We start from the raw sequence: 12,352 nt of genomic DNA, 5'->3' as shown, positions 1-12,352 counted from the left end.
GCTCATCCCTTCTGAGGCTTCAACCGCAATTCCAGCACACGTCCGACAGTTTCTTCCAGCCCGCCAATCTGGCCGAAGCCGCAAGCACCCATGCGCTCCTGCACCTCGGCAATCTCCATCGCCAAGCCGCCGCGAAGCCCAAGCGCATCGAGCGTCGCAGCGCTTTCGCGCATCTCCGCCGCCCGCCGCCGCCCGTGCCGCGTCGTGCGCTCCATCTGGTATTCGGCAAATTGTGGCCAGTTGAGACCAGGAAAAGACCCTGAAAGCGAAGAGAGGATTTCCTCGTAACAGCCGGATGCCTTTGCTGCGAGCAAGGCCTCGACGGTGATCGCCTCCAGCCCTTTCACAAATAGCGAACGTACCATCTTGATCGCTGTCGCGGCGCCGGCTGCCGGCCCCGCAATCTCTGCCGAAAAGCCGAAACCCAGAAGCTCCGGCAACAGTCGCTCAGCCGGAGCACCGGCGAGCAGTACGGGAGTCTGGTGCTTGCGCGGGTGAACCGGCGCCATGACCGCCATGTCGAGATAATCGCCGCCCGCCGCCTCTACAGCGAGAGCGGTCTCCCGCTTTCGGCCGGGAGACACGGAATTGATATCGATCACCACCTGCCCCTGACGCAGATGCGGCAGCAACGGTTCGACCGCAAGCAGGCTCTGGTCGGCAGTCACGGCGCTGAACACCCAGTCCGCTTCCGAGAGCCCCGCAATGGTCTCGGAAATATCGGCGCCGCGGGTCCGCATCGCTTCGCGCACGGCCTCGCCGCCCGAGGCAAGCAGGATATCATAGGCGATGAAGCTCAGGCCCGGCCGGCGCAAGCCCTCGTGAAAAGCTCGCGCCGCTTCGCCGTAGCCTAGAAACCCGATCCTCATCTCAGCCTCCTGTTTTGCGGATATGACGGCCCGTCCTTGTTGATCAGCAACAAAGTGCAGCAGCATTCACGCAAAGACATATCCGTCGAAAAGCTTACGGGTGGTCCGCAGCACCGCCGCATCGGTCACGACACCGTCCCTGACGGTCGCGACCACACTCATCTCCCCGGTCGGATGCTCGACCGAGATCAGTTTCTCGTTGCCATCGGGTACGACAGCCAGTTTTGCCGCCGGCCCTTCCGGCAGCAAGCAAGCCGTCGCCACACTGACGGCGCCGAGCACGCCGATCGCATCATGGCAGCGATGCGGAATGAAGGTCCGCGTCGAAATCGCCCCGCCACCTCTTGCCGGCGAAACCGTCGTCATCTTCGGCACGGATTTCTTCGCGACATCACCGAGATTCATCATCGGCCCGGCCTTCAGCCGGATCGCCTCCAGTTTCGCTTTGAGGTCTTCATTGGCTTCGAGCGCGTCAGGCGTTTCCGTCCCCTCGATACCGAGATCGCTGGCCAGCATGACGACACAGGGCATTCCATTATCGATCAGCGTGCATGCGATACCTTCGATGATATCGACGGCATGGCCGCTCGGCAGCAGTGCTCCACAACTCGAACCCGCCGTATCGGCAAAGGTGATCGGCACCGCCGCCGCCGCGCCAGGCACACCGTCGATGCGGGCCTCCCCCGCATAAGTCACCCGCCGATCCGGCGTGGCAATCTTCGCGGTGGCGATCTGCCCGGTATTTTCCATGAAGATACGCACTTCCGTCTGCCCGTCCCCGGCCTCGATCAGGCCGCGCTCGATGGCGAAGGGCCCGACACCGGCAAGGATGTTTCCGCAGTTCTGCGCATCGGTGACAATGGGCTCATCAACAAAGACCTGCAGGAAAAGATAGTCGATATCGACGCCGGACCGCTCGGACCGCTTTACGACGGCAACCTTCGACGTCAGTGGATCGGCGCCTCCCATGCCATCGATCTGTCGCGGATCGGGCGAGCCCATGACACGCAGCAGAAATCCATCGCGATCCTCGGGCAGATCCTCAGCCAGGAAATAACCGCCCTTGGACGTGCCACCGCGCATCCACATGCAGCGAACGCCGTCTTGCGCGGCGGCCCTAGACATATTTCAGCCCCTTCTCCGCCAGCCGTTCGCGCATCTTGTAGATATCGAGCCCGAGATCACCTGCGGCAAGCCGCCGGCGCTTCTCCTCTTCCGCCGCGACCCGCTGCTCGGCCTTGCCGGCAACGTCAGCAGCCTCCTCCCACCGCACGACACAGACGCCATCATCGTCGGCAACGATCACGTCACCTGGATTAACCAGTGCACCGGCACAGACGACGGGAATATTGACCGAACCTAGCGTCTCCTTGACCGTCCCCTGTGCAGAGATGGCCTTCGACCAAACGGGAAAGTTCATCGTCTTGAGATCGGCAACATCGCGTACGCCGGCATCGATCACCAGCCCGCGACAGCCACGCGCCATGGCAGACGTCGCCAGAAGATCGCCGAAATAACCGTCCTCGCAGGGGCTGGTTGGCGCAAGCAGCAGGATATCACCCGCTCTGATCTGCTCGATTGCCACATGGAGCATCCAGTTGTCACCCGGAGGGGCGGAAATAGTCACCGCGCTCGCCGCAATCCTCGCACCCGGATAGATCGGTCGCATGTAGCTTGCGAGCAGGCCCTTGCGGCCCTGCGCCTCATGCACGGTCGCCACCCCGCAGGCAGCGAGACGATCGATGACGGATTGTTCCGCCCTCTCGATGTTCTGAACGACGACGCCCATCAGAGTTCATCCACCGTTCGCGGGAACACCGACTGGAAGCCCTCGGCGTGCGTTGCCTTGCGCCCACTCGACTGCCCGCCGGAATTGCGCATGAAATGATTGCCGCGGTTCTCGGCAACATTCTTGTAGTAATGCCAGAGGTGCTCCTGCCCCTCCATGCACTGGATCGCCGCCCATTTCTTCTCCCAGACCGGTGAAATATCGAGGAAGACGTCGGGCTTCCATTCCATCTGCTCGGTCTGATGCGGCTCGAAGAGATAGAGCTGCGGCGCACCGAGGACCTTTTCGCCGGGATTATGTCCCCAGGCCTGCGCGATCATCCGCGCTTCGAGCGCCACCTGCGTCGCGTACATATGGTCGGTATTGTAAGGATCCCATTTGGAGTGGCTGAGCATGAACTCCGGCTGCACGGCGCGGATCACATCAACCAGCCGATACTTTGCCTCCTGATCGACGACCAGCGGATAGTCGCCGAGATCGAAGAACTGGATGTCGTGTACGCCAAGCGCCTTGGCGGCATTTTCCGCTTCGATACGCCGCCCTGCCTTCACCTTTTCCAGGGTCATCCCGGCATTCTTCCAGAGCTTGGCGCTCTCGCCACGCTCGCCGTAGGAGAGGCACACGACCGTCACCTCGTAGCCCTTTTCCTGATGCAGCGCGATCGCACCGCCGCAGCGCCAGACGAAATCCGCCGAATGGGCGCTGATGACCAAGGCCGTCTTTGCCATGAACTAGTCCTTCCTTGCCACGGGGGGCGTTCCATGTGTGTGAAATGTCTCGATCGTCTTCAGGCCCCAGGCTTGGCCTTTCTTGCGCTCCGTCTCCGTCCAGGTAACGGTCGGCCAATCGGGCCTGAGGATCAGCCGAGCACCGGCATTGGCGAGCTCGACACGGTTGCCCGCCGGCTCCCAGACGTAGAGGAAAAAGGTGCCCTGGATCGCATGCTTGTGCGGCCCGGTTTCGATATGGACGCCATTCTCCAGAAAGATATCGGCCGCGCGCAGAATGTCCTCGCGCTGGTCGACGGCATAGGTCACGTGATGGAAGCGGCCCTTCGCACCGGTATGATCCTCGGAATAGGCGATGTCATAGGTCTTGTTGTTGACCGTGAACCAGCAGCCTCCAAGCCGGCCATTGTCGAGCTGGATCTGCTCCGTCACCCGGCTGCCAAGCGCTTTCGTCATGAAGTCGCGGATTGCCCTGATATCGCTTGCGAGCAGGTTCAGGTGGTCGAGCCGGCGCGGACTGGCGCCGCGCCCGTGATAGCGCTGGGCGATATTCTTCAGCGCCGGACGCTCACCTTCGGGCGCCTCATAGACACGCGTGTCGTAATAGAGCTCGAAAATATGACCGTCCGGATCGGTGAAGCGATAGGCGCGGCCATGTCCCGCATCGCCGTCCACCCAGCCGAGGCCACAGCCCATTTCCTCGATCACCTTCACACGCCGCTCCAAGGCTTCCGGAGACGACGTGCGGTAGCCGACATGGCCGACGCCGGTCGTGTGATGACGCACCAGCTTCAGCGTATGGAATTCATAATCGTCGAAGGCGCGCAGATAGGCGACGCCATCTTCGATCAGGCTGGGTGTGAGCCCATAGACCCGCGTGAAGAAATCCAGGCTCTCATCGAAACGGTCGCTGTAGAGTTCCACATGACCGAGATGGGCGACGTCAAAACAGGGCTCGGTCATGCGGCAGGCTCCCAGGCGATGGCCTCACCGGCTTTCAAAAATCTCATGATAATCCTCCTCGCAGGCGCACGCCTCCACGTCCGCCTGCCATTGAAAATACTAGGAAGGTTGGAGGAAGCAGGCAACTTCGTTCTGCTGACGGGTCATAAGCTGAGGTTACAGATCGAGGCAGGAGCGGGCTGAAAGGACGGCCGCCGAAGGGCATGGTCTGATCGACAATATTACCATTGATCGTCAGGCCGCTGGAGCGAATGCGCCGCCCTAGGCGATAGGCACGCCCCTGTTCTTTTCGAGCAAAATGCATACTCCAAGATCGAGGTATTTACATATTTATCGCAATTTCACTTGAAATTGACTCATCTGGATTGAAATAGATTTCATTATGTATACATTTTTGAAGCGTGGAGGAGTGTCGAAGGGAGCGATGAAATGGCGTTGTTGAATTTTACCGGCAAATCCAGGGAACGCACTCCTGAGCCGGAATTCGCAGACATGATCGAGGGTTGGTCGATCGAGGTCATGCCACGCACGGCCGCTAAGATCGATGACTTTCGCGCATTCCTGCCGACCGGGACCCGCGTCTATATTGCTCACCTCGACGGTACCCCGATCGAGGATATGGTGGCGACGGCAAGGCGGCTAAGCGGACAAGGGTTTGCAGTCATGCCGCATCTCCCGGCCCGCAGTATTCCTGATATCAGCACATTGGCGGACTGGCTGGAACGATATCGCGGCGAAGCCGATGTCCGCCAGGCCCTCCTGCTCGGGGGCGGCAGGACCACGCCTGTAGGCGATTTTCACAGTTCCACACAATTGATCGAGACCGGGCTTTTCGACCATCATGGCTTCACGCATCTGCATTTTGCCGGTCATCCGGAAGGCAGCCGTGACGTCGATCCGGACGGATCAACTGCCCTGGCCGACCGGGCACTGCTCTGGAAGCAGGATTTCGCCTCACGCACTGATGCGCAGCTTGCCCTCACCACTCAATTCACCTTCGACCCTCAGCCTGTCATCGACTGGGCGGAACGCATCCAGTCAGCTGGCGTCACCATGCCCATCCATGTCGGCATTGCCGGCCCTGCCAAGCTGCAGACATTGATCAAATACGCAATCTCTTGCGGCATTGGCCCCTCGATCAAGGTGCTGCAGAAGCGCGCCATGGACATGAGCAAGCTGCTCTTGCCCTACGAGCCGACCGATCTGGTAGCTGCCTTTGCCGACTACAAAGCAGAAAAACCTGAAAGCCTTATCAGCCAACTGCATATCTTCCCGCTCGGCGGCATCCAGGTGGCGGCAGAGTGGATGAACAAACACCGTTCCGTCGAAACACCGGTCGCGCTACCCTGAGAAGCCCCTTCGAGGGCCCTCAGGAAGAGCCATGCCGACGCCCAACCATCCAAATATCAGACATATCAGGCTGTTCGTCGCCTGCGCCGAGACCGGCTCGCTGACATCAGCCGCAGCCATTCTCGGCATCACCCAGCCTGCGGCATCCCAAGCCTTGCGGCGGCTGGAAGAGCTTCTGGACGCGACCCTGGTCGAACGCGACGCCATGATGCTGACGGCGGAAGGCGAGATCACCCAACACCGGTTCCATCGCCTTCTTGGTCTTATCCATCAGGCCTGTGGACCGGTTGTAAAAGCGGCAATCGGCACTATCGAGATGCGCCTCCCATGGCCGCACCTGCGCGCCATTACGACATTTGCCGAACATAACAGCTTCAGCGCCGCTGCCCGCATGCTGGAGCAATCGGAACCGGCCGTACAACGCGCCGCTCGCGAGGCCGAAGCCGTCACGGGCATTTCCCTTTTCGAAAATTCCGGTCGCAATGTCCGCCTGACGGCCGCAGGCCTTTCCGCCGCCCGCTGGTTCAGCCTGGCGATTTCTGAATTCGAAAGCCTTCGCGACGAGCTCCTGGAGGCCCGCAATCACTATGCCGGCCATATCTCGATCGGCACCCTGCCACTGACCCGAACCTTCCTGGTGCCCGACGTAGTCGCCCTTCTCGCCAGCCGCTATCCGCTCGCACGCTTCGAAATCGTGGAGGGCAGCTACGGGGTGCTGATCGACGATCTCGAGCGCGGCCGCATCGATATCCTCGTCGGCGCGCTGCGCAGAAGCCTCGTCTCGAAAACGCTGCATCAGGAACCGCTCTTCGATTTCGAACTCAGCATCGTCGGACGGGCCAACCATCCGCTGACACAGCGTCGGCAGATCACCCCTGACGATCTCGCAGACTACCCCTGGGTCGTCGCCCGCCGAGACACGCCCTCGCGCGAAACCTTCAACGCCATGGCAGCAACCTTTCCGAAGGACAAGCCTGCCCGCCAGAGCGTCGAGACCGGCTCGCTCAATGCCATCAGAGGCGTGCTCCTGAAATCCGATCACCTCGCGCTGCTCTCCCGCCATCAGATCCGCTATGAGCTGGAAGCCGGCTTTCTCGCCGCGATGGACTATCCGCTGCCGGCTTCGCGCCGCCCCGTCGGTGTCACGCTGCGCCGCCACTGGCTGCCGACAGCCCTTCAGGCGGAGTTTCTGGCTTTGCTCAGGGAGCATTCGGCAGAACTCGACTAGCCTATGCCTCTCTCACGATTGCGCGAGCGGCCACCATATCCTCGGAATATGCGATAATGGTTCTCTGACCGGGGCGCCAAACACCGATATTTCATGGAGTTCTTCGAATGCCTTTACGCTGCGCCATTCTCGATGATTACCAGCACGTCGCCCTCTCCATGGCCGACTGGAGCGGCATCGAGGCGAAGGTCGAGATCAACCGTTTCGACGACAATATCGCCGATACCGACGCGCTGGCCGGCCGGCTGGCGGACTACGACATCATCATCGCCATGCGGGAACGCACCCCTTTCGACGCCGAACGCCTCGGCCGGCTGCCGAAGCTGAAACTGCTGATCACGACCGGCATGGCCAATGCCTCGATCGACATGGCCGCTGCCACCCGCCTTGGCATCACGGTTGCAGGCACGCGCGGTTTTGTCGGCTCGGCCGCTGAACTCACCTGGGCGCTGCTGATGGCGCTGGTTCGCCATATCCCTTCGGAAGTCGCCAATTTCCGCGCAGCGCAAAATCCGTGGCAGCTCTCCGTCGGGCGCGACCTCAGGGGGCTGACACTCGGCGTTGTCGGTCTCGGCAAGCTCGGCCAGCAGATCGCCACTTACGGCCGCGCCTTCGGCATGAACGTCGTCGGCTGGTCGCGCTCCAACACGCCGCAGAAAAGTGCCGATCTCGGCATCGGCTACGCCGCCTCCCTCGATGAACTGCTGTCCGCCGCCGATATCGTCACGCTGCATCTCACCCTGAATGCTGAAACAAAGGGCATCATCGGCAAGCGCGAACTCGACCGCATGAAACCGGGCGCCGTCCTTCTCAACACGTCCCGGGGACCACTCGTCGACGAGGAGGCACTGGTCACAGCACTGGAAAGCGGCCATCTCGGCAGCGCCGGCCTTGATGTCTTCGACGAGGAGCCCCTGCCCGTAAACCACGCGTTCCGGCGACTCACTAATGTCGTGGCGACCCCGCATCTCGGCTATGTGACGGAGGAAACCTATCGCATCTTCTATCGCGACGCCGTGGAGGATATCGCCGCCTGGATCGACGGAAAGCCGATCCGGGTTCTGAATTCTCCGAAGTAGAGTGGGAATGACTGCTTACACATCGCCTCGCAGGCGAGCGCCGCGATCGAGCGAACGGCAGTGCATTTTGAACAAAGGCTCCCCGCTTTGCCGCGGGGAGCCTTTGTTCGTCAGACGGGTGCGCGAGGATCGTGCCGCGCAAGGCGGCGCAGCAGATAGTCAACCTCAGCCCGCGCCGTGGCGCTGAGCGCGCTTCCTGGCTTGCGCTGCGCATCCGAGGTGATGACGCCCCGGCGCATGAGAACATGCTTGCGGACGGCAAGGCCGACGCCGAGCTGCTGCTCGTAGCGGATCAGCGGCAGATGCGCATCAAAGAGATCATGCGCCTCATCGCGTTTTCCCGCGGCAAACAGATTGACCAGTTCCACCAGCATGTCCGGGAAACCGTAGCCGGTCATGGCGCCGTCAGCACCACGCTCCGGCTCGAAATCGAGAAACATGCCGCCATTGCCGCAGAGGATCGAGAAGGGCCGAAGCTCGCCGGCCTTCTGCATGGCGCGCAGCTTTGAGATCTTCTCCAGCCCCGGCCAGTCCTCGTGCTTGAGCATGACGCAGGAGGGATGATCGGAGATGATCTTGGCGACCACGCTGGCCGACATGACGACCGTCAGCGTCAGCGGATAATCCTGTAGCACCCACGGAACGTCCGTGCCGACAGCCTCAACAGCCTGCGCAAAATACTGGACGATCTGCTCATCGGTGCGAAGCGCCGGCGTCGGCGCGATCATCACGCCGGCAGCCCCCATGTCCATCGCATCACGGGCGAGCGAACGCATCGCCGCAAAGCCGGGTGCAGAGACGCCGACAACGACCGGCACTCTTGAACGGCCGACCACCTGGCGAATGATTGCCCGCGATTCCGCCGGCTCCAGCTTCGGCGCTTCGCCCATAATCCCGAGGATGGTCATGCCTGTAACGCCGCTGTCCTGATAGAAATCGGTCAGCCGGTCGATTGACGGCGCATCGAGAGTACCATCAGGCAGGAATGGCGTGGTTGCGATCGCATAAACACCCTTAGCGTCAATTCCGAAGCTCATTGTGCATCCTTCCACGCCTGATAGCGTGCCTTGGTTTCCGCGTTCATGGGATAGAGACCAGGCAGCGGTACGCCCCGGTCGATTTCGGTCATGATCCAGCCTTCCATGCGCTCCTGCTCTGGTGCTTCGGCAAGCACCACATCGAGCAGGGCGGCTGGGATGAGCACGGCGCCGTCCTTGTCGGCAACGACGATATCACCGGGGAAAACCGCAACACCACCGCAGGCGATCGGCTGTTGCCAGCCGACGAAGGTCAGCCCGGCGACGGAGGGCGGCGCAGCCATGCCATCGCACCAGACGGGCAACTCGCTCGCAAGCACGCCTTCCAGATCGCGCACCACACCATCGCTGACCAAGGCCGCGACCTTACGCTTCATCATCCGGGCGCAGAGAATATCGCCGAAGATACCGGCATCCTGCACCCCCATCGCATCGACCACGGCGATGCATCCCTCGGGCATATCCTCGATCGCCGCCCGCGTGGAGATCGGCGAAGCCCAGCTTTCGGGCGTCGCCAGATCCTCCCGCGCCGGTACGAAACGCAGCGTGAAGGCTGGGCCGACTACCCGCTCTTGGCCCGGCCTTACCGGCTTTGTGCCGCGCATCCAGACATTCCTGAGCCCCTTTTTCAGAAGCACGGTTGTCAGAGTCGCCGTGGAGACGCCCTTCAGAGTTTCGATAACGGCTGGATCTAGAGACATGGATTGTACCTCATATGCTCTGGATGAGGCCGCCGTCGATGCGTATGACGGAGCCGGTAATATAGGATGCGCGCGGGCTGGCGAGAAAAGCAACCGTGTCGCCATATTCCTCCGGCCGGCCGTAACGCCCGACAGGAATGGCGGCTGTGCTCTCCGCCGTCACCTCTTCCACCGGCCGGTTTTCGCGCTTCGCCTTCTGCTCGTCGAGGAAAGTAATGCGGCCGGTCGCGATGCGACCCGGCAGCACGATATTGGCGGTAATCCCATCGCGGCCGATCTCACGGGCGAGCGTCTTCGACCAGCCGACCAATGCCAGGCGCAGGCTGTTGGAGATACCCAGATTGGGGATCGGCGCCACGACGCCTGATGACGTGGAGGTGATGACACGGCCCCAACCGCTCGCCTTCATGCCGGGCAATACGGCATCCGTCACGGCAATCACCGAACGCACCATCATGTCGAAATATTTCGACCAGGTTTCCGCCGATTGACCGGAGGCCGGTGTCGGTGGCGGTCCGCCCGTATTGTTGACGAGGATATCGACGGCCCCAAAAGTATCGGCGATCACAGCCAGTCTTGCCTCGATGACAGAGAGATCGGCAATATCCCAGCCGATCGCCAGTGCCTTCCCCCCAACGGAAACGATGCCTTCCGCCGTCTTCCCGGCCGCGGCGTCATCGATATCGGCAACGACGACGCGAACGCCTTCCGAGGCCAGTGAGCGGGCAATCGCGCCGCCCAGTCCACCACCCGCGCCGAACACAAGCGCGGTCTTTCCATTCAATTGCATATCCAAGGCAGATACTCCGGTTTCGCCAGCATTATGGCGATCACGAAAAGAAGAAAAATCTCGCTTTTTCTGGTTTCAGAAGATAGAAAAACTTTTCTTATGGAAACGCGCTTTCTCGATACCTTCCTGCTGGTTGCCGAACTCGGATCGCTGGCCGAAGCCTCCCGCCGCCTCGGCATCACGCCGGCCGCGGTCGCCCAGCGCATGCAGGCGCTGGAAGACGATGTCGGCGTGCCGCTGCTGACCCGGGTTGGCCGCCGTGTCCGCCCGACCGATACCGGCCACGCCATCATCGAAAAGAGCCGCAGGATCCTCGCAGAGGTCCGCGATCTGCGCAGCCTTGCCAATGCCGATCTGCCTTCCGGCGAGCTTCGTCTCGGCGCCATCACGACTGCGCTGACCGGGCTGCTGCCCTCAGCCCTGCATGAAGTCTTCGCCAGCATGCCGCTGGTCGAGGTCTTCCTGCTGCCAGGCCCGTCGACCGATCTCTACCAGCGGCTGATAGACCGGGATATCGACGCGGCGATCATCGTAAAGCCACCTTTTTCGATACCGAAAACATTGGAATGGGAACTGCTGCGGGCCGAACGTCTGGTTCTCGTAGCGCCTGCCGATTGCCGGGGCGAGAACCCGCACGCGCTCCTGAAGAACCGCCCCTTCATCCGCTACGACCGGAACAACTGGGGCGGCCGCCTTGCCGACGAGTATCTTCAAAGACAGGGTTTGAAGCCGGCTGAACGTCTGGAACTCGATTCCCTCGAAGCGATCTCGGTCATGGTCGCCAATGGGCTCGGCGTCTCTCTGGTGCCGGACTGGGCAAGACCCTGGCCAGAAGGCCTCAACCTCGCTGTCCTCGAACTGCCTGTGCCCTTTCCACCGCGAGAGGTCGGGATGCTCTGGCCGCGCAGCTCCCCATCGCGCCGGTTGACCGGCATCGTACTCGACGCGCTCAAACGCTCGCAGACCGCCATCTGGCCCTAATTGTTTTTGGCCGAAATCAGGTTCTTGCGCTGATAGACATGGATGTAATCGACCAGCAGATAGGACGGGTTCGGCGTTTCATCGATCGGCCAGCCTGAGCCGAGCGCAAGATTGACCAGCGGATAGAAGGGCATGTGGAATTCCGGCGGCGTATCGAAGCTCCAGAGAGGGTTTCGATCCAGATAGTAGGTCGATTTCTGCGGGCCGATATCGACGCCAAAAGTGTGATAGTCGCTGCTGAGCGACCCTTCGGGCACATTGGTCAGATGGCCGTCCGTCGTGTGCTGGTTGCTCGGGCGCCAGACATGATAGCCCATGCTGAACTCCCCGGGCGCACGACCGTAATATTCGATTACGTCGATTTCCGAGGTGAATTTGGACCGATCGAGGCCAATCAGCCAGAAAGCCGGCCAGACGCCCTTGCCGGGCGGCAGCTTCATACGCGCTTCAAAATAACCGAACGTCTGGGAGAAGCCTTCGCCCTTCGGATTGGTGGAGGCGAGCAGGCCGGAGCGCCACTTACCATCCGCATCCTTCCGAGCCTCGATCCGCAAGATGCCGTCATTGACCGTAAAAGGGAAACCGTCCATCGGGTCGGTAAACTGGGCATCGCCGAAATCGCCATTCCACGGTGTATGTGCGATCCAGCGCGATCCGTTCTCGCCCCAGGCCGAAGCATCGAGAGTGTTGAAATCTTCGGCAAAGGTCAGCTGGAAATCGTCGAGATTGAGCGGCTCTTCCGCTTCGCTCGGCCGCGGACCTGGCGGGCCGAAAAGGCCGATAACGATCAGAAGCGCAAATCTTCCGGCAAATTTCGCGTGACGCATGTTTCTCCCT

13 protein-coding genes are annotated in these 12,352 nt (G+C 61.3%); 4 read left to right on the top strand and 9 right to left on the bottom strand.

The features are described 5' to 3' along the window. Positions 1-2 precede the first annotated feature (2 nt). The 5 genes from AC1DM5_RS03830 to AC1DM5_RS03810 all read right to left on the bottom strand — a co-directional run bounded on the left by AC1DM5_RS03830 (position 3) and on the right by AC1DM5_RS03810 (position 4,349). Positions 3-869 (bottom strand): NAD(P)-dependent oxidoreductase, encoded by an 867-nt coding sequence (locus AC1DM5_RS03830; protein ID WP_477821087.1) that lies wholly within the window; start codon positions 867-869, stop codon positions 3-5. Positions 870-935: 66 nt separating this feature from the next. Further along, complete coding sequence (locus AC1DM5_RS03825) at positions 936-1,994, bottom strand: 4-oxalomesaconate tautomerase (RefSeq protein ID WP_477821088.1); 1,059 nt, start codon at positions 1,992-1,994, stop codon at positions 936-938. Continuing rightward, positions 1,987-2,658 (bottom strand): 4-carboxy-4-hydroxy-2-oxoadipate aldolase/oxaloacetate decarboxylase, encoded by a 672-nt coding sequence (gene ligK, locus AC1DM5_RS03820; RefSeq protein ID WP_477821089.1) that lies wholly within the window; start codon positions 2,656-2,658, stop codon positions 1,987-1,989. The genes AC1DM5_RS03825 and ligK overlap by 8 nt, the downstream gene beginning before the upstream one ends. After that, positions 2,658-3,386 (bottom strand): PIG-L deacetylase family protein, encoded by a 729-nt coding sequence (locus AC1DM5_RS03815; RefSeq protein WP_477821090.1) that lies wholly within the window; start codon positions 3,384-3,386, stop codon positions 2,658-2,660. The genes ligK and AC1DM5_RS03815 overlap by 1 nt, the downstream gene beginning before the upstream one ends. Positions 3,387-3,389: 3 nt before the next feature. Beyond that, on the bottom strand, positions 3,390-4,349 hold the full coding sequence (locus tag AC1DM5_RS03810; protein ID WP_477821091.1) for a VOC family protein: 960 nt from the start codon (positions 4,347-4,349) through the stop codon (positions 3,390-3,392). Positions 4,350-4,778: 429 nt separating this feature from the next. Between AC1DM5_RS03810 and AC1DM5_RS03805 the strand changes: the two genes are divergently transcribed. The 3 genes from AC1DM5_RS03805 to AC1DM5_RS03795 all read left to right on the top strand — a co-directional run bounded on the left by AC1DM5_RS03805 (position 4,779) and on the right by AC1DM5_RS03795 (position 8,006). Then, on the top strand, positions 4,779-5,699 hold the full coding sequence (locus tag AC1DM5_RS03805; RefSeq protein ID WP_477974616.1) for a methylenetetrahydrofolate reductase: 921 nt from the start codon (positions 4,779-4,781) through the stop codon (positions 5,697-5,699). Positions 5,700-5,730: 31 nt separating this feature from the next. Further along, positions 5,731-6,927 (top strand): LysR family transcriptional regulator, encoded by a 1,197-nt coding sequence (locus tag AC1DM5_RS03800; RefSeq protein ID WP_477974614.1) that lies wholly within the window; start codon positions 5,731-5,733, stop codon positions 6,925-6,927. Between the two features lie 107 nt (positions 6,928-7,034). After that, positions 7,035-8,006 (top strand): D-2-hydroxyacid dehydrogenase family protein, encoded by a 972-nt coding sequence (locus tag AC1DM5_RS03795; RefSeq protein WP_477821094.1) that lies wholly within the window; start codon positions 7,035-7,037, stop codon positions 8,004-8,006. 110 nt (positions 8,007-8,116) lie between these two features. Here the strand turns inward: AC1DM5_RS03795 and AC1DM5_RS03790 are convergent, their stop codons facing one another. Genes AC1DM5_RS03790 through AC1DM5_RS03780 form a run of 3 tightly spaced genes read right to left on the bottom strand, consistent with a single transcriptional unit; the run spans position 8,117 to position 10,540 of the window. Beyond that, positions 8,117-9,043: a dihydrodipicolinate synthase family protein gene (locus tag AC1DM5_RS03790; protein WP_477821095.1), complete on the bottom strand. Its 927-nt coding sequence runs from the start codon at positions 9,041-9,043 to the stop codon at positions 8,117-8,119. Then, complete coding sequence (locus AC1DM5_RS03785; RefSeq protein ID WP_477821096.1) at positions 9,040-9,744, bottom strand: ribonuclease activity regulator RraA; 705 nt, start codon at positions 9,742-9,744, stop codon at positions 9,040-9,042. Before AC1DM5_RS03785 ends, AC1DM5_RS03790 begins: the two co-directional genes overlap by 4 nt. A gap of 10 nt (positions 9,745-9,754) precedes the next feature. Continuing rightward, positions 9,755-10,540: an SDR family oxidoreductase gene (locus AC1DM5_RS03780; RefSeq protein WP_477821097.1), complete on the bottom strand. Its 786-nt coding sequence runs from the start codon at positions 10,538-10,540 to the stop codon at positions 9,755-9,757. 93 nt (positions 10,541-10,633) lie between these two features. On the opposite strand from AC1DM5_RS03780, the gene AC1DM5_RS03775 reads away from it, so the two are divergent. After that, positions 10,634-11,515 carry a LysR family transcriptional regulator gene (locus AC1DM5_RS03775; protein WP_477821098.1) on the top strand — a complete coding sequence of 294 codons (882 nt, stop codon included), beginning with the start codon at positions 10,634-10,636 and terminating at the stop codon, positions 11,513-11,515. On the opposite strand, the gene AC1DM5_RS03770 is transcribed toward AC1DM5_RS03775, so the two are convergent. Continuing rightward, complete coding sequence (locus AC1DM5_RS03770) at positions 11,512-12,342, bottom strand: glycoside hydrolase family 16 protein (protein ID WP_477821099.1); 831 nt, start codon at positions 12,340-12,342, stop codon at positions 11,512-11,514. The two genes, AC1DM5_RS03775 and AC1DM5_RS03770, sit on opposite strands and share 4 nt — an antisense overlap. Positions 12,343-12,352: the final 10 nt, after the last annotated feature.

Source organism: Rhizobium sp. 01T437 (assembly GCF_056398505.1).
Note: the sequence above shows the minus strand (reverse complement) of the source record. Positions and strands in the feature narration are given on the sequence as shown.